Below are 16,721 nucleotides of genomic sequence, written 5' to 3'. Positions count from 1 at the left end.
GTAACTGTCAGATTAAGTCTGAGCTACTACATTTTATGAGAGCGACGTCTGGCTGCCATCTAAAATTATCCTTTGGAGTTTTTCGTTATAGTTTTTTGCTAATTGGGGTTTGGCAACAATTCCAATATATCGTGCTTCGTGATCTACCATCCATTTGCGCCCTACTTTTATTGCAGGGGGTGAAATCATGTTAGCCTTTGCGTATATTTTTTAAAATTCTTTCACTAGGGGCATTTGCACCAAACTCAAGTTTTGCCCATCAGCTTTCATTGGCTGAAATGATGACACTGGTTGTTTTGTTTCATCAACTCCGATTCAGCCAATTCAAGGTATTTTATCTCTATCATGTCCGTTTATATCTCAGGAAGGAATTTCCTAACTTGCCATCATATTCACGCTGCGTAGAGTTACTTCCGCGCAGTGCCTTAGCTTTAACGGCACTGTTTGAGTCAATTAAGGGAAAGTGCACGGGTCTGTCGGTTGCCGATTCTACTCCGATAGCTGTGTGTGATAACTTACGGATCCGCCGGCATAAAGTCTTCGATGGGATAGCTGAACGAGGAAAAACCTCAACAGGTTGGTTCTTTGGTTTCAAACTTCATGTATAGCTAGGCGACTTAATTTTGATTACAAGGTGTGTTATGAGTTATACAATTGATTTTCGACGTAAAGTAATATCTGTAAGGAAAGCCGAAGGTTTAACAATTCGAGAAACTGCGAAACAATTCCGTATTGGAAAAGCGTCTTTAGTACGTTGGCTTAAACGACCAGAGCCAAAAAATTCAACGCCACGTAAGAGGAAGCTCGATAAAAATGCTTTAGCAAAAGATGTGGAACAGTATCCAGATGCTTACCAAAAGGAACGGGCAGAGCGATTCGGTGTTTGTAAAAAGACTATTTGGCAATCCCTTAAAAAGCTGGGATTAACCTATAAAAAAAACTCTATTCCATCCAAAAACCAACGAAAGCGACAGGCTGGCACATCAGCAAAAAAGACAACAGTATGAAAAAAAAAGATAAATCTGTTGTTTTTATTGATGAAAGTGGTTTTTCACATGACACTCCACGAACTCACGGCTATTCCCCAAAAGGTCACCGTTGTTTTGGCCTGAAAAACTGGGGTGCTAAGGGAAGAACAAATGTTATTGGCGCTTTATTGGGAACAACCCTTTTTGCTATCGGATTATTTGATTGCAATATTAACCGTGATGTTTTTTATGTTTGGATCACAAAAATATTGCTCCCAGAACTTCCTGAAAATTCTGTTATTTTTATGGACAACGCTAGCTTTCACAAAGGTAAGAATATTGAACAGGCAATTATAAACGCAGGATACCAGATAGAATATTTGCCTGTGTATTCACCAGATTTAAATCCTATAGAACATAAATGGTCTCAAGCTAAACGTAAAAAGATGGAAACAGGATGCACTATAGCTAGGCGACTTAATTTTGATTACAAGGTGTGTTATGAGTTATACAATTGATTTTCGACGTAAAGTAATATCTGTAAGGAAAGCCGAAGGTTTAACAATTCGAGAAACTGCGAAACAATTCCGTATTGGAAAAGCGTCTTTAGTACGTTGGCTTAAACGACCAGAGCCAAAAAATTCAACGCCACGTAAGAGGAAGCTCGATAAAAATGCTTTAGCAAAAGATGTGGAACAGTATCCAGATGCTTACCAAAAGGAACGGGCAGAGCGATTCGGTGTTTGTAAAAAGACTATTTGGCAATCCCTTAAAAAGCTGGGATTAACCTATAAAAAAAACTCTATTCCATCCAAAAACCAACGAAAGCGACAGGCTGGCACATCAGCAAAAAAGACAACAGTATGAAAAAAAAGATAAATCTGTTGTTTTTATTGATGAAAGTGGTTTTTCACATGACACTCCACGAACTCACGGCTATTCCCCAAAAGGTCACCGTTGTTTTGGCCTGAAAAACTGGGGTGCTAAGGGAAGAACAAATGTTATTGGCGCTTTATTGGGAACAACCCTTTTTGCTATCGGATTATTTGATTGCAATATTAATCGTGATGTTTTTTATGTTTGGATCACAAAAATATTGCTCCCAGAACTTCCTGAAAATTCTGTTATTTTTATGGACAACGCTAGCTTTCACAAAGGTAAGAATATTGAACAGGCAATTATAAACGCAGGACACCAGATAGAATATTTGCCTGTGTATTCACCAGATTTAAATCCTATAGAACATAAATGGTCTCAAGCTAAACGTAAAAAGATGGAAACAGGATGCACTATCGATGACCTGTTTTTAATACATATGCTGTAATCAAAATTAAGTCGCCTAGCTATAATTATCAATCATTTGGGGGAAATACTCAGTTTTCGACTTACACCAGGAAACACAGATGATCGGAAACCATTACCTGAGCTGATAAAAGATCTTTCTGGTTGTTTGTATGCGGATAAAGGGTATTTATCGGCTTCACTGAAACAGCAACTGAAAACAATGGGAATTAACCTTATAACGAATATCAAGAAGAAAATGAAGCCTGTTGAACAGACTTGTTTCGACAAAGCCATCTTGCGTCATCGTTCTGTCATTGAAACGGTATTTGATGAGTTAAAAAATCTTTGTCAGATAGCGCATACGCGGCACCGCTCTCCAGCTAACTTTGTAGTGAATTTATTAGCAGGGCGGGTTGCATATTGTTTAATTCCATCTAAACCAAAGATACTGGTGGCAGGAACATATCTTCAAGCATAATTGATAATGCTTATCCCGAACTCAGGTTAATAAACAGTTGCCTTATTAAACCACAATAAAAGCATATAGCTAGGCGACTTAATTTTGATTACAAGGTGTGTTATGAGTTATACAATTGATTTTCGACGTAAAGTAATATCTGTAAGGAAAGCCGAAGGTTTAACAATTCGAGAAACTGCGAAACAATTCCGTATTGGAAAAGCGTCTTTAGTACGTTGGCTTAAACGACCAGAGCCAAAAAATTCAACGCCACGTAAGAGGAAGCTCGATAAAAATGCTTTAGCAAAAGATGTGGAACAGTATCCAGATGCTTACCAAAAGGAACGGGCAGAGCGATTCGGTGTTTGTAAAAAGACTATTTGGCAATCCCTTAAAAAGCTGGGATTAACCTATAAAAAAAACTCTATTCCATCCAAAAACCAACGAAAGCGACAGGCTGGCACATCAGCAAAAAAGACAACAGTATGAAAAAAAAGATAAATCTGTTGTTTTTATTGATGAAAGTGGTTTTTCACATGACACTCCACGAACTCACGGCTATTCCCCAAAAGGTCACCGTTGTTTTGGCCTGAAAAACTGGGGTGCTAAGGGAAGAACAAATGTTATTGGCGCTTTATTGGGAACAACCCTTTTTGCTATCGGATTATTTGATTGCAATATTAATCGTGATGTTTTTTATGTTTGGATCACAAAAATATTGCTCCCAGAACTTCCTGAAAATTCTGTTATTTTTATGGACAACGCTAGCTTTCACAAAGGTAAGAATATTGAACAGGCAATTATAAACGCAGGACACCAGATAGAATATTTGCCTGTGTATTCACCAGATTAAAATCCTATAGAACATAAATGGTCTCAAGCTAAACGTAAAAAGATGGAAACAGGATGCACTATCGATGACCTGTTTTTAATACATATGCTGTAATCAAAATTAAGTCGCCTAGCTATAAAAGAGATCCAAGGATTATTAATAAAAAAGGCGAGATAACAATAAGTCTCTCGCCTTTAATATATGATTAATCAATAACAGTAAATTTAAGCCTGGCCTTTAACTTCTTTTAGACCATTAAAAGGCGCTTTTTCACCTAACACTTCTTCAATACGGATTAATTGATTATATTTAGCAACTCGATCAGAACGGCTCATTGAACCTGTTTTAATCTGGCCCGCTGCTGTTCCTACTGCCAAATCTGCAATTGTAGCGTCTTCAGTTTCACCTGAACGATGTGAGATAACCGCAGTGTAGCCGGCATCTTTTGCCATCTTAATTGCTGCTAAAGTTTCGGTTAAGCTACCAATCTGATTGAATTTAATTAAAATAGAATTAGCAATTCCTTTTTCAATGCCTTCTTGCAAAATCTTAGTATTAGTAACAAATAAATCATCACCAACTAACTGAATTTTGTCTCCTAACACTTTAGTCTGGTAGGTGAAACCATCCCAATCTGACTCATTAAGACCATCTTCAATAGAAACGATAGGATATTGTTTGGTTAATTCTTCTAGATAGTGGGTAAATTCTTGTGAAGTAAAAGTTTTACCTTCACCTTTCAACTCATAGTTACCCGTTTCCTGGTTGTAAAATTCTGAGGCGGCACAATCCATTGCTAAAGTAATATCTTTACCTAACTCATAACCTGCTGCTTCTACGGCGTCCTTAATTGCGGCTAAAGCTGCGGCATTAGATTCTAAATTTGGTGCATAGCCACCTTCATCGCCGACCGCTGTATTCATCCCTTTGGCTTTTAACACTTTTGCCAAGTGGTGAAAAACTTCTGATCCCATCCGAACTGCTTCTTTCAAGCTTTTTGCGCCCACTGGCTGGATCATAAACTCTTGAATATCAACGTTGTTATCCGCATGTTCGCCACCATTGATAATATTCATCATTGGTAAAGGCATAGAGAATTTACCCTGCGTGCCATTCAATTCAGCAATATGCTCATATAAAGGCATACCTTTCGCTGCCGCAGCCGCTTTTGCATTAGCCAGTGAAACGGCCAAAATCGCATTAGCACCGAATTTAGATTTATTTTCTGTACCGTCTAATTCGATCATGATTTTATCGATATTAGCCTGATTTTTGGCATCTTGGTCGATCAATGCACCAGCAATTGGACCATTTACTGCTGTAACTGCCTTCAAAACGCCTTTACCTAAAAAGCGATCTTTATTACCATCACGTAGCTCTAATGCTTCTCGTGAACCGGTCGATGCACCAGATGGTGCCGCTGCTAAACCAACAAATCCGCCTTCTAAATGAACCTCTGCTTCAACAGTCGGATTACCACGGGAGTCGATGATTTCACGCCCGATGACTTTAACGATTTTGGACATTAAATTTTCCTCAGTACAAGTTAAATTTCAGCCAATGGTAACAAATTAATACCATTAGCCCATATCTCTTTTTAGATGGCCTTGCTGATATTCCTTTGCGGCTTTAATAAAACCAGCAAATAACGGATGGCCATCCCTTGGTGTCGAAGTAAATTCAGGATGAAACTGACAAGCGACAAACCAAGGATGGTTAGGATCCTCGATAATTTCCACTAGCTTATTGTCCGCTGAGCGTCCTGCAATACGTAAACCCGCTTCTTCAATACGCGCCAAAAACATATTATTAACTTCATAACGGTGGCGATGCCGCTCCATAATTGTGTCGCTGTTGTACAACTCACGGACTTTACTACCTTTCACTAAATGGCATAATTGGCCACCTACTCGCATCGTACCGCCAAGATCGCTCTTCTCATTACGAACTTTAATATTACCACTGTCATCAGACCATTCCGTAATTAAAGCAACAACCGGATATGGACAATCTGGCGCAAATTCTGTTGAGTTTGCCCCTTCCATACCAGCAACATGACGGGCATATTCAATCAGAGCAACCTGCATTCCCAGGCAAATACCCAAATAAGGAATATTATTTTCACGTGCGTAACGTGCTGCCATAATTTTGCCTTCGACACCCCGTTCACCAAAACCACCTGGAACCAGGATAGCATCAAGTCCTTTTAGTAGTTCGGTACCACGCGTTTCAATATCTTCAGAATCAATCAGTTTGATATTCACTGTTAAACGATTTTTTAAACCGCCATGTTTTAACGCTTCAATAACCGATTTGTAAGCATCAGGTAACTCTATATATTTACCTACCATGCCAATAGTTACCTTACCTACCGGATTGGCTTGCGCATCAATAACCTGTTCCCATTCAGATAAATCAGCCGCTGGGCATGCAAGTTCAAATTTCTCACAAATATAATCATCTAACTGCTGAGATTCCAATAATGCAGGAATTTTATAAATTGAATCAACATCCTCTAATGAAATAACCGCTTTTTCCGGTACATTGCAGAAAAGCGCAATTTTTGCCCGTTCATTAACCGGAATAACCCGATCTGAACGGCAAATTAGCACGTCTGGCTGAATACCAATAGAAAGAAGTTCTTTTACTGAATGTTGGGTCGGTTTGGTTTTAACTTCACCTGCAGCAGGTAAATAAGGCACTAAAGTAAGATGCAGGAAAAGAGTGTGTTTACGACCAACATCAACCGCTAATTGGCGAATTGCTTCCAAAAAAGGTAAAGATTCAATATCGCCTACTGTACCACCAACTTCAACCAAAACGATATCGTGACCTTCTCCGCCACGAATAATCCGGTTTTTGATCTCATCAGTAATATGAGGAATAACTTGAATGGTTTCGCCCAAATAATCACCACGACGCTCTTTACGTAATACTTCAGAGTATACGCGACCGGTTGTGAAATTATTACGGCGTATCATTTTAGTACGAATAAAACGTTCATAATGGCCCAGATCAAGATCAGTTTCTGCACCATCTTCGGTAACAAAAACTTCTCCATGTTGGATTGGGCTCATCGTGCCTGGATCAACATTAATATAAGGATCCAGTTTCATAATAGTAACATTCAGTCCACGCGCTTCAAGTATAGCAGCCAAAGAAGCTGCGGCAATGCCTTTGCCCAGAGAGGATACTACCCCGCCGGTTACAAAAATATAATTTGTTTTCATGCTAAACCTGAAAATTTAGGTGTAAAAGACGATGAATATAACAGGACGGGAAAGCAGTATACCCTAACCTTAAATCTGCTACAAATGTTCTAAACCTACTAAGGTTAATTTCATCAATAATCTTTCAATATCAAGAATTAGCTTATGCAAATTCCTGTCAATAAATAGCTGCTCGATTATAACATCCTAACTAATACTTAATCCATTCAGCTAAAAATAATAATCACTCTTTTTTAATTTGTTGCCAAAGTTTTTCCATTTCATCTAATGTAGCATTTTCTAATAAACCGCCTTTGTTTAAGATCAGTTTTTCTACTCGGCGAAAACGGCGTTCAAATTTACGACACGCTTTTTGTAATGCTAATTCAGATTCATGGCCAAGATGGCGCGATAAATTAACCACCGCAAAAAGTAAATCACCAATTTCTTCTTCAATATGTGATTGACTCGGTTCAGGCTTATTTATTTCTGCCAAAACCTCTTCAATTTCTTCATGAACTTTGGCTAATACCGGGGCAAATTTGTCACAATCAAAACCGACAGCCGCACAGCATTTTTGCATTTTGTTGGCTTTCATTAATGCAGGGAGTACTTGTGGAATATCATCTAAAACTGAATGCTGATTTTTTGCGGCTCGTTCTTTGACTTTATTTTTTTCCCAATTATATATTGCTTTATCGCTATTAATAATCGATTGTCCAGCAAAAATATGGGGATGACGTGATATTAACTTTTGACTGACGATTTGGCAGATTTCATTAAAATCGAATAATTTTTGTTCTTTTGCAATCTGGGCATAAAAGACAACATGAAACAGTAAATCACCCAATTCTTCTTTTAAAGCAGCAAAATCTTGTCGTCCAATAGCATCAACAACTTCATAAGTTTCCTCCAGCGTATAAGGTGCTATTGCGGCAAAAGATTGCACTTTATCCCATATACAACCATGTTCAGGATCACGTAACTGAGCCATAATCAATAACAATTGTTCTATTGCAGCTGAGTCCGTTTGCATGTTATTTCCATCCAAAGTTAATAAAGTTCAAAAACCAATCAATGCGCCGCTTGCTAAAACATGATGTTATAGTTACGACTTAATATAACGTTTAGCCTCAAATACATCAGGGAGTTGATTTAATTTCGCTAAAATACGACCTAAAACAGGTAAATGATTGATTTCAATATTTAAATCGATAGTCGCCAATTGTTGTTTGACATCACTACGACTACTAACACTTAAAACATTTACTTTTTCATTAGCAAGAATAGTCGTAATATCTCTTAATAATCCACTACGATCATTAGCAATAATTCTCAGCCCTAATGAGTAACCACTAGCGTAGTTTTCACCCCAAATAGCATCGACGATTCTTTCTGGTGCATGCAATTGTAGCTCGATCAGTTGCTCACAATCGATACAATGGATCGAAATACCTCGACCTTTAGTAATAAAACCAACAATATCATCACCAGGAATTGGCTGACAGCAACGAGCAATGTGGTGCATCAAGTTGCCAACACCTTCTACCACAATTCTACCACTATCTTTTACTGGCAAGCGGATAGAAGACATTTTAGCTTCCAGTGTTTTTAAGGCGGCGCGGTCTGCTTCTTCGGCAGTGGTTTGGCTAAACTTATTCTGTAAAAAATTTACCAGTTGATTAATACGAATATCACCAACACCAATACCTGCCAGAATTTCATCCAATGAGTTAACGTTGTAGCGGGTTAATAACAACTTTTCAGCCTCTTTTATACTTACCGCCAGATGATTAAGTTCGTTATCTAATATTTGTCGCCCTGCCTGAATATTCTTATCACGCTCCTGCTTACGAAACCAATTGTGGATCTTAGCGCGACCGCGGTTTGTCGTAACGTAGCCTAAATTTGGATTGAGCCAGTCACGGCTAGGATTGGGATATTTTTGCGTAATAATTTCAATTTGATCTCCCATCTGTAAGTGATAACTAAAAGGAACAATCCGGCCGCTGATCTTAGCGCCAATACAACGATGACCGACATCACTATGAATATGGTAGGCAAAATCAAGTGGGGTTGAGCCAGCAGGCAAATCAATGACATCACCTTTAGGTGTAAAAACATATACGCGATCATCAAAAACCTGGCTACGAACCTCATCAAGCATTTCCCCTGAATCAGCCATCTCTTCCTGCCAGGCTATCAATTTTCTTAACCAAACAATACGATTTTCATAGCTACTGCCTTTGCCAGTTATAACCGCGCCTTCTTTATATTTCCAATGTGCGGCAATACCTAATTCAGCATTTTCGTGCATTTGTCTGGTCCGAATTTGTACTTCAATCGCTTTACCATTTGGCCCTAATACCACAGTATGAATGGATTGATAGCCATTCGGTTTAGGGTTAGCAACATAATCATCAAATTCATCAGGTAAATGACGAAAATGGGTATGCACAATACCTAATGCAGCGTAACAATCCTGTAAACGTTCAACGATAATACGCACAGCGCGCACATCAAACAGTTCATCAAAGGCCAGATATTTTTTTTGCATCTTCCGCCAGATGCTATACATATGCTTCGGGCGGCCATAAATTTCTGCGGTAATACTTTCCTGTAACATAAAATGTCGCAGTGACGAAACAAAATCATCAATATATCGTTCACGATCGATACGACGTTCATGGAGTAATTCAGCAATCTTTTTATATTCATCTGGGTGTAAATAATGAAAACAGAAATCTTCTAGCTCCCATTTCAATTGCCCAATGCCTAAACGGTTGGCCAAAGGAGCATATATATTTAAGCACTCTTTTGCTGCTAAGACTCTTTCATCTTCAGAGCGTTCCCTTACCTCGCGTAAATGGGCAATACGTTCTGCTATCTTAATCACCACGCAACGAAAATCTTCCACCATAGCGAGCAACATCCGACGAATATTATCTACCTGGGTAGAACTTTTTTCACCTAATTTGCTAGCATTCAATTGGCGAATGGCGTCCATCTCCATCACACCTTTAACCAATCCGTGAATCGATTTACCAAATTCAATATTAATAATTTCCTCAGTGACAATTTTGGCATCAACTAAGGGAAACAGCATTGCCGCACGCAGACTATCGAGATCCATGCTTAATGTTGACAGGATTTCTCCCATCTCTATGCCACGCCAAAGCAATAATTGACGATGTTCATGTTGCTGAACTTTGCTATAGCAATAATGCCAAAGTTCAATTAACTTTTGTTCTGAGTCATTGTTGGTAAGTTTGAGACTGGCAACCCACTTATCAACGGCAAATTCTCCTGCAGATGTCAAATGAGCGTTTCTAATTGCAACCATAATCTTTCCTTGCCTATTTGCTTAAATCGCGACAAAAAAGTGCCATAGACTCTAGATGACTAGTATGCGGGAACATATCTAACATCCTGACACTCATAAGTTGATAACCGGTTGTAAGTAATTGTTGACTATCTTTTACTAATGTCGTTGGGTTACAGGAGATATAGACCACCCGTTCTGGCTTAAATTTGATAATATGTGGCATTACGCCCATAGCACCGGCGCGTGCAGGATCTAATAAGATTTTATTAAAGCCCATTTTTGCCCAAGGTTGACAGTTTATGTCAAACTCGAGATCAGCTTGATAAAACTCAACGTTGGTTAATTGATTTAAACTAGCGTTATACCGTCCTTGCGCCACCAATTCAACGACACCTTCAACACCATTAACATGACGTGCAATAGGTAAGGTAAAATTACCCATGCCACAAAATAGATCCAAAACCCTATCTTGCGGCTCAAGCGCTAACCAATCCAACGCTTGAGCAACCATTTTTTTATTAATTTCAGGACTTACTTGAATAAAATTCTGTGGATCAAATATCAATTTCACATTCTCAATAGAATAATAAGGCTCACTATCATTACTTGCTAAACTAACAAATTTAAGCCGATTGGCACTATTATCAACCAAATAAACATTGAGATTATAGCGCCAGGCAAAAGCAGTTAATATGTAGTAGCTCAGACTTAATCTGACAGTTACCGGTTATTTATACAGTACCTGTCAGGTTAAATTTGATTTAAATCTTTCTCTCTCCAAAGTTGTTTTCCATCGTGTAAAGTTGCCATAGGAGTTCGACCGCAACACATTTTTCCTTGATGAGTGCGTTGGTTATTATATTCCGCTAACCATTTATCTAAATCAGCTTGTAATTCATTTAAAGCCCTATAGATTTTCTTACGAAAAGCCACCTGATAGAACTCTTGTAATACAGTTTTATGAAAGCGTTCACAAATCCCATTAGTTTGAGGTGAACGAGCTTTAGTTTTTGTATGATCAATATCATTGATAGCGAGATAAAGTTGATAATCGTGATGTTCAACTTTACCACAATACTCACTGCCTCTGTCCGTCAGTATACGTAACACTGGTAACCCATGCTAGGAATAAAAAGGGAGAACCTTGTCATTTAATAAATCTGCCGCCGTTATCGCGCTTTTTGTTGTGTAAAGCTTACAATGAACGACTTTACTGTAAGTATCAATGTAAGTTTGTTGATAAACACGACCAACTCCTTTTAAATGACCGACATAAAAAGTATCTTGTGAACCCAGATAACCTGCGCTGTTTCAATCTCACCACAGGCTTCATCATCTTGCGCTTTCTTTTCTAGAACACTGATTTGTGATTCTGACAGGATAATTCCTTCTGTTGCGATTTTATCTTCAAGCGCTTTTAGGCGTTTTGTAAAATTTTCGAGATTATGGCGCAGCCAAATAGAGCGAACGCCACTCCCCGAAACAAAAATGCCTTTTTTTCTTAGTTCATTACTACTGCGGTGTTGATCGTGTGCAGGGTATTCAATCGCATACTCGACTACAGCGCTTTCAATCTGTTCATCTACTCTATTTTTTACGTTAGGCACCCGTCGATTTTGATTAATTAAAGCGTCTATCCCACCATCGTTAACAAGTTCCTGGTAGCGATAAAACGTATCTCGGGATACCCCCATAATCTTACAGGCTTTTGAGACGTTATTAAGCTCTTCAGCGAGGTTAAGTAACCCGACTTTATGTTTGTGATAGGATTATTTGTTTGATACATAGAATTACCTTTTATTTAATTATCTAATGATGTTAATTAAAACCGGTAACGCTCTTTTTTAAATCAGAATTGTCGGATTAAGTTAAGACTAATACAACATTTTCAGCTCTACATTGGCTCTGACGAAATCCCATGCGTAAACGACGCTCTGCATGCTGGTATAGCTAGGCGACTTAATTTTGATTACAGCATATGTATTAAAAACAGGTCATCGATAGTGCATCCTGTTTCCATCTTTTTACGTTTAGCTTGAGACCATTTATGTTCTATAGGATTTAAATCTGGTGAATACACAGGCAAATATTCTATCTGGTGTCCTGCGTTTATAATTGCCTGTTCAATATTCTTACCTTTGTGAAAGCTAGCGTTGTCCATAAAAATAACAGAATTTTCAGGAAGTTCTGGGAGCAATATTTTTGTGATCCAAACATAAAAAACATCACGATTAATATTGCAATCAAATAATCCGATAGCAAAAAGGGTTGTTCCCAATAAAGCGCCAATAACATTTGTTCTTCCCTTAGCACCCCAGTTTTTCAGGCCAAAACAACGGTGACCTTTTGGGGAATAGCCGTGAGTTCGTGGAGTGTCATGTGAAAAACCACTTTCATCAATAAAAACAACAGATTTATCTTTTTTTTCATACTGTTGTCTTTTTTGCTGATGTGCCAGCCTGTCGCTTTCGTTGGTTTTTGGATGGAATAGAGTTTTTTTTATAGGTTAATCCCAGCTTTTTAAGGGATTGCCAAATAGTCTTTTTACAAACACCGAATCGCTCTGCCCGTTCCTTTTGGTAAGCATCTGGATACTGTTCCACATCTTTTGCTAAAGCATTTTTATCGAGCTTCCTCTTACGTGGCGTTGAATTTTTTGGCTCTGGTCGTTTAAGCCAACGTACTAAAGACGCTTTTCCAATACGGAATTGTTTCGCAGTTTCTCGAATTGTTAAACCTTCGGCTTTCCTTACAGATATTACTTTACGTCGAAAATCAATTGTATAACTCATAACACACCTTGTAATCAAAATTAAGTCGCCTAGCTATATTGAAGACCAAACCGCGCTCTACGGCGATATCCATACTCACTACCTGCAATAACTGGCAATGATTTTACCGCACTGCCCGTTTCACGTTGAAATAAATTCTAACCTACTGATTTTCGCAGCACGTTGAAGAGCCGGCGTCACATGTTGTTGTTGAAAACCACCACAGATGCCAAAATGACGACAAAAAGGCGCCACCCGATCAAGACTATCAGTCAATCGTTTGCTCATTTTTGCCTTGGCAAATTACCTTTTCTCTTCTGTAAGTTGAATTTGTGCTTGCTCACCAGGAAGTAAATCAGTAATAAAAATTATTTTTCCTTGATAATGCGCTACACCTTGACCCTTAACATCAAGACTTTCAGCTATTACTGCCAAATTATCGGATTTAACTTTACGCTGTTTTGAAGAATAAAATTGTACCATATCATTAAAGGTATAAAATTTTGTTAGTCTATTAACAAAGAAACTGCCATCTCATATATTATCGGAAAATTAAGTTCACTTTATTCATTTTCTCAATGAGGATGAAGAATAGTATCACATCTCGAAACAATTGATGTAAATTATCCACCATTAAATTATTAATTATTTGTAATTTAAAGAAATAAAACAATAGATTTTTTTATTTTTGTAAAAAAATAAAAAAAAATGAAATAAATTCTCAAAAATCAAATAAACCAATATAATATTGCTAAATAATGTTATAAATTTATAACATACACAAGTTTCGCACAGGCATATAAAATTCCAGAAATGGCTTAAAAGCAATGGTTAATTTGCAAGTTACTAAAACGTATAAATTTGTTTAAATTACAATAAGTTGCTTTTAATTTATAAGATTTTGTCTATTTATATATTATGCTGAATTAAACTTAAAAATATGAACGTTTTTTTATTGGTGCGAAACTCGTGACATAATGAAGTTTATTAAAATCTCAATTTCTGAATTATGTTATAACTAAATTGTTATCTAATTTCTAATAATAAATGCTATCAAAATCACTTTAATTATATAAATAGAGTAATTTAGATTACAATGATTTTTAAATTCAAAACATTTTTCACTTATCAGACCTTAAATCAGTATTTAACACGAGTTTCGCACAAAACTAATTTGGGTACGCTAATAAAACACGGATGTGCTCAGTAATATCATTTTTGATTACGTCCCAATTTTGTTGATAAAGGATTATTTTTTCAGATATACGACGTTTATGTTGTTCAAACCACGCAGAAATAGCGAGAAAAATATGATTTCTTTGTGCCCTGCTCGTGCGAGCCTGGCAGCGTTCAATACCACAATTTTGTTTAACTTCTTCGATGATAAACTTCAACAGACCAACGGGCATCCATGATAGATTTGACGTATTGACGGGTGGGATTGTCTTTGTTTGTTACTCTGTAATCAATACGGCCGTTTTTGGCTGTAAATTTGAAAACAGTCACCCAACCGTAGCCTCGTAAGTGTATTGGAGTTACTTCTCTGAGATGTCTAACTTGTTCAGTTGTTTGTTATGGTTAACAATCCTGTTTTTCCTCAGCGTGGTTACCCAGACCCAACCATGAGAGCGAATTGACTTCAGATTATCCAGGCTAGAATACCAGGCATCCATCACTACCGCTTCTGGTATAGCTAGGCGACTTAATTTTGATTACAGCATATGTATTAAAAACAGGTCATCGATAGTGCATCCTGTTTCCATCTTTTTACGTTTAGCTTGAGACCATTTATGTTCTATAGGATTTAAATCTGGTGAATACACAGGCAAATATTCTATCTGGTGTCCTGCGTTTATAATTGCCTGTTCAATATTCTTACCTTTGTGAAAGCTAGCGTTGTCCATAAAAATAACAGAATTTTCAGGAAGTTCTGGGAGCAATATTTTTGTGATCCAAACATAAAAAACATCACGGTTAATATTGCAATCAAATAATCCGATAGCAAAAAGGGTTGTTCCCAATAAAGCGCCAATAACATTTGTTCTTCCCTTAGCACCCCAGTTTTTCAGGCCAAAACAACGGTGACCTTTTGGGGAATAGCCGTGAGTTCGTGGAGTGTCATGTGAAAAACCACTTTCATCAATAAAAACAACAGATTTATCTTTTTTTTCATACTGTTGTCTTTTTTGCTGATGTGCCAGCCTGTCGCTTTCGTTGGTTTTTGGATGGAATAGAGTTTTTTTTATAGGTTAATCCCAGCTTTTTAAGGGATTGCCAAATAGTCTTTTTACAAACACCGAATCGCTCTGCCCGTTCCTTTTGGTAAGCATCTGGATACTGTTCCACATCTTTTGCTAAAGCATTTTTATCGAGCTTCCTCTTACGTGGCGTTGAATTTTTTGGCTCTGGTCGTTTAAGCCAACGTACTAAAGACGCTTTTCCAATACGGAATTGTTTCGCAGTTTCTCGAATTGTTAAACCTTCGGCTTTCCTTACAGATATTACTTTACGTCGAAAATCAATTGTATAACTCATAACACACCTTGTAATCAAAATTAAGTCGCCTAGCTATATTATATTCCGCTAACCATTTATCTAAATCAGCTTGTAATTCATTTAAAGCCCTATAGATTTTCTTACGAAAAGCCACCTGATAGAACTCTTGTAATACAGTTTTATGAAAGCGTTCACAAATCCCATTAGTTTGAGGTGAACGAGCTTTAGTTTTTGTATGATCAATATCATTGATAGCGAGATAAAGTTGATAATCGTGATGTTCAACTTTACCACAATACTCACTGCCTCTGTCCGTGTCAGTATACGTAACACCGGTAACCCATGCTGGGAATAAAAAGGGAGAACCTTGTCATTTAATAAATCTGCCGCCGTTATCGCGCTTTTTGTTGTGTAAAGCTTACAATGAACGACTTTACTGTAAGTATCAATGTAAGTTTGTTGATAAACACGACCAACGCCTTTTAAATGACCGACATAAAAAGTATCTTGTGAACCCAGATAACCTGGATGCGCTGTTTCAATCTCACCACAGGCTTCATCATCTTGCGCTTTCTTTTCTAAAGCACTGATTTGTGATTCTGACAGGATAATTCCTTCTGTTGCGATTTTATCTTCAAGCGCTTTTAGGCGTTTTGTAAAATTTTCGAGATTATGGCGCAGCCAAATAGAGCGAACGCCACTCCCCGAAACAAAAATGCCTTTTTTTCTTAGTTCATTACTACTGCGGTGTTGACCGTGTGCAGGGTATTCAATCGCATACTCGACTACAGCGCTTTCAATCTGTTCATCTACTCTATTTTTTACGTTAGGCACCCGTCGATTTTGATTAATTAAAGCGTCTATCCCACCATCGTTAACAAGTTCCTGGTAGCGATAAAACGTATCTCGGGATACCCCCATAATCTTACAGGCTTTTGAGACGTTATTAAGCTCTTCAGCGAGGTTAAGTAACCCGACTTTATGTTTGATGATAGGATTATTTGTTTGATACATAGAATTACCTTTTATTTAATTATCTAATGATGTTAATTAAAACCGGTAACGCTCTTTTTTAAATCAGAATTGTCGGATTAAGTTAAGACTAATACAGCTTATATCGAAGCGCGCTCTTGCGAGCGTTTTGCTAAACTCGCTCCTCATCTTGAAACACCCTTAGCTAAATTCTATATTTCACTACTCAGATCAGAATTTCGCCACTATCAAGATTATTTAGTTTTAGCACAAGCTATTTCTAGCGAAAATATTCAGCAGCGGATCGAATATTTTGCTAACATCGAGGCTGAATTGATCCAAACGCCGGATAGCGATTTTAAATTTCACAGTGGCGTTCCCGCCTGATGTCAAACAAAAAGGTGGGT

The 16,721-nt window shown here is 37.7% G+C and carries 15 protein-coding genes and 8 pseudogenes; 9 read left to right on the top strand and 14 right to left on the bottom strand.

What is annotated here, in order from left to right; translation table 11 throughout:
* Positions 1-33: 33 nt before the first annotated feature.
* Positions 34-217: pseudogene (locus AYJ55_RS32470) on the bottom strand (excisionase).
* Positions 218-263: 46 nt separating this feature from the next.
* Between AYJ55_RS32470 and AYJ55_RS24605 the strand changes: the two are divergent.
* The 8 genes and pseudogenes from AYJ55_RS24605 to AYJ55_RS24600 form a co-directional block, all read left to right on the top strand.
* A pseudogene (locus AYJ55_RS24605) lies at positions 264-602 on the top strand (transposase); the annotation flags it as partial.
* Positions 603-641: 39 nt separating this feature from the next.
* Positions 642-1,007 (top strand): IS630 transposase-related protein, encoded by a 366-nt coding sequence (locus AYJ55_RS02195; RefSeq protein ID WP_063653415.1) that lies wholly within the window; start codon positions 642-644, stop codon positions 1,005-1,007.
* A complete protein-coding gene (locus AYJ55_RS02190) occupies positions 1,004-1,486 on the top strand; it encodes an IS630 family transposase (protein WP_063653984.1) in 483 nt (160 codons plus the stop codon). The genes AYJ55_RS02195 and AYJ55_RS02190 overlap by 4 nt, the downstream gene beginning before the upstream one ends.
* A complete protein-coding gene (locus AYJ55_RS02185; RefSeq protein ID WP_063653415.1) occupies positions 1,470-1,835 on the top strand; it encodes an IS630 transposase-related protein in 366 nt (121 codons plus the stop codon). Before AYJ55_RS02190 ends, AYJ55_RS02185 begins: the two co-directional genes overlap by 17 nt.
* On the top strand, positions 1,759-2,292 hold the full coding sequence (locus tag AYJ55_RS02180; protein ID WP_162505291.1) for an IS630 family transposase: 534 nt from the start codon (positions 1,759-1,761) through the stop codon (positions 2,290-2,292). The genes AYJ55_RS02185 and AYJ55_RS02180 overlap by 77 nt, the downstream gene beginning before the upstream one ends.
* A gap of 12 nt (positions 2,293-2,304) precedes the next feature.
* Positions 2,305-2,730: pseudogene (locus AYJ55_RS02175) on the top strand (IS982 family transposase); the annotation flags it as partial.
* Between the two features lie 102 nt (positions 2,731-2,832).
* Positions 2,833-3,198 carry an IS630 transposase-related protein gene (locus tag AYJ55_RS02170; protein WP_063653415.1) on the top strand — a complete coding sequence of 122 codons (366 nt, stop codon included), beginning with the start codon at positions 2,833-2,835 and terminating at the stop codon, positions 3,196-3,198.
* Positions 3,122-3,562 (top strand): transposase, encoded by a 441-nt coding sequence (locus AYJ55_RS24600; RefSeq protein ID WP_342668133.1) that lies wholly within the window; start codon positions 3,122-3,124, stop codon positions 3,560-3,562. Before AYJ55_RS02170 ends, AYJ55_RS24600 begins: the two co-directional genes overlap by 77 nt.
* A gap of 203 nt (positions 3,563-3,765) precedes the next feature.
* On the opposite strand, the gene eno is transcribed toward AYJ55_RS24600, so the two are convergent.
* The 13 genes and pseudogenes from eno to AYJ55_RS02100 form a co-directional block, all read right to left on the bottom strand.
* Positions 3,766-5,067, bottom strand: coding sequence for a phosphopyruvate hydratase (gene eno / locus AYJ55_RS02160; protein WP_063653979.1), 1,302 nt, complete (start codon positions 5,065-5,067; stop codon positions 3,766-3,768).
* 54 nt (positions 5,068-5,121) lie between these two features.
* On the bottom strand, positions 5,122-6,771 hold the full coding sequence (pyrG, locus tag AYJ55_RS02155; RefSeq protein WP_063653977.1) for a glutamine hydrolyzing CTP synthase: 1,650 nt from the start codon (positions 6,769-6,771) through the stop codon (positions 5,122-5,124).
* 223 nt (positions 6,772-6,994) lie between these two features.
* Positions 6,995-7,786: a nucleoside triphosphate pyrophosphohydrolase gene (gene mazG, locus AYJ55_RS02150; RefSeq protein WP_063653975.1), complete on the bottom strand. Its 792-nt coding sequence runs from the start codon at positions 7,784-7,786 to the stop codon at positions 6,995-6,997.
* A gap of 72 nt (positions 7,787-7,858) precedes the next feature.
* A complete protein-coding gene (gene relA, locus AYJ55_RS02145; protein WP_063653974.1) occupies positions 7,859-10,093 on the bottom strand; it encodes a GTP diphosphokinase in 2,235 nt (744 codons plus the stop codon).
* A gap of 13 nt (positions 10,094-10,106) precedes the next feature.
* Positions 10,107-10,766, bottom strand: a pseudogene (gene rlmD / locus AYJ55_RS02140) (23S rRNA (uracil(1939)-C(5))-methyltransferase RlmD); the annotation flags it as partial.
* 59 nt (positions 10,767-10,825) lie between these two features.
* A pseudogene (locus AYJ55_RS02135) lies at positions 10,826-11,861 on the bottom strand (IS481 family transposase).
* A 183-nt stretch (positions 11,862-12,044) separates the two neighbouring features.
* Positions 12,045-12,533 (bottom strand): IS630 family transposase, encoded by a 489-nt coding sequence (locus AYJ55_RS02130; protein ID WP_063653499.1) that lies wholly within the window; start codon positions 12,531-12,533, stop codon positions 12,045-12,047.
* Positions 12,502-12,867, bottom strand: coding sequence for an IS630 transposase-related protein (locus AYJ55_RS02125; protein WP_063653415.1), 366 nt, complete (start codon positions 12,865-12,867; stop codon positions 12,502-12,504). Before AYJ55_RS02125 ends, AYJ55_RS02130 begins: the two co-directional genes overlap by 32 nt.
* A 282-nt stretch (positions 12,868-13,149) precedes the next feature.
* A complete protein-coding gene (locus AYJ55_RS02120) occupies positions 13,150-13,329 on the bottom strand; it encodes a hypothetical protein (protein ID WP_063653971.1) in 180 nt (59 codons plus the stop codon).
* Positions 13,330-14,015: 686 nt separating this feature from the next.
* Positions 14,016-14,537: pseudogene (locus tag AYJ55_RS35405) on the bottom strand (transposase); the annotation flags it as partial.
* 21 nt (positions 14,538-14,558) lie between these two features.
* Positions 14,559-15,047: an IS630 family transposase gene (locus tag AYJ55_RS02110; protein ID WP_063653499.1), complete on the bottom strand. Its 489-nt coding sequence runs from the start codon at positions 15,045-15,047 to the stop codon at positions 14,559-14,561.
* Positions 15,016-15,381 (bottom strand): IS630 transposase-related protein, encoded by a 366-nt coding sequence (locus AYJ55_RS02105; protein WP_063653415.1) that lies wholly within the window; start codon positions 15,379-15,381, stop codon positions 15,016-15,018. The genes AYJ55_RS02110 and AYJ55_RS02105 overlap by 32 nt, the downstream gene beginning before the upstream one ends.
* Positions 15,365-16,356: pseudogene (locus tag AYJ55_RS02100) on the bottom strand (IS481 family transposase). Before AYJ55_RS02100 ends, AYJ55_RS02105 begins: the two are co-directional and overlap by 17 nt.
* 96 nt (positions 16,357-16,452) lie before the next feature.
* Here AYJ55_RS02100 and miaE point away from each other — a divergent pair.
* A pseudogene (gene miaE / locus AYJ55_RS24590) lies at positions 16,453-16,701 on the top strand (tRNA isopentenyl-2-thiomethyl-A-37 hydroxylase MiaE); the annotation flags it as partial.
* Positions 16,702-16,721 lie beyond the last annotated feature (20 nt).

The organism is Candidatus Arsenophonus triatominarum, from assembly GCF_001640365.1.
GTDB lineage: Bacteria > Pseudomonadota > Gammaproteobacteria > Enterobacterales > Enterobacteriaceae > Arsenophonus > Arsenophonus triatominarum.
The sequence above is the reverse complement of the archived record's forward strand: the minus strand, read 5'-3'. Positions and strand labels throughout refer to the sequence as shown.

Coding starts and splice junctions, on each gene's coding strand:
- AYJ55_RS02195 (WP_063653415.1), top strand. CDS start 642: ATGAGTTATACAATTGATTTTCGACGTAAAGTAATATCTGTAAGGAAA.
- AYJ55_RS02190 (WP_063653984.1), top strand. CDS start 1,004: ATGAAAAAAAAAGATAAATCTGTTGTTTTTATTGATGAAAGTGGTTTT.
- AYJ55_RS02185 (WP_063653415.1), top strand. CDS start 1,470: ATGAGTTATACAATTGATTTTCGACGTAAAGTAATATCTGTAAGGAAA.
- AYJ55_RS02170 (WP_063653415.1), top strand. CDS start 2,833: ATGAGTTATACAATTGATTTTCGACGTAAAGTAATATCTGTAAGGAAA.
- eno (WP_063653979.1), bottom strand. CDS start 5,067: ATGTCCAAAATCGTTAAAGTCATCGGGCGTGAAATCATCGACTCCCGT.
- pyrG (WP_063653977.1), bottom strand. CDS start 6,771: ATGAAAACAAATTATATTTTTGTAACCGGCGGGGTAGTATCCTCTCTG.
- mazG (WP_063653975.1), bottom strand. CDS start 7,786: ATGCAAACGGACTCAGCTGCAATAGAACAATTGTTATTGATTATGGCT.
- relA (WP_063653974.1), bottom strand. CDS start 10,093: ATGGTTGCAATTAGAAACGCTCATTTGACATCTGCAGGAGAATTTGCC.
- AYJ55_RS02125 (WP_063653415.1), bottom strand. CDS start 12,867: ATGAGTTATACAATTGATTTTCGACGTAAAGTAATATCTGTAAGGAAA.
- AYJ55_RS02120 (WP_063653971.1), bottom strand. CDS start 13,329: ATGGTACAATTTTATTCTTCAAAACAGCGTAAAGTTAAATCCGATAAT.
- AYJ55_RS02105 (WP_063653415.1), bottom strand. CDS start 15,381: ATGAGTTATACAATTGATTTTCGACGTAAAGTAATATCTGTAAGGAAA.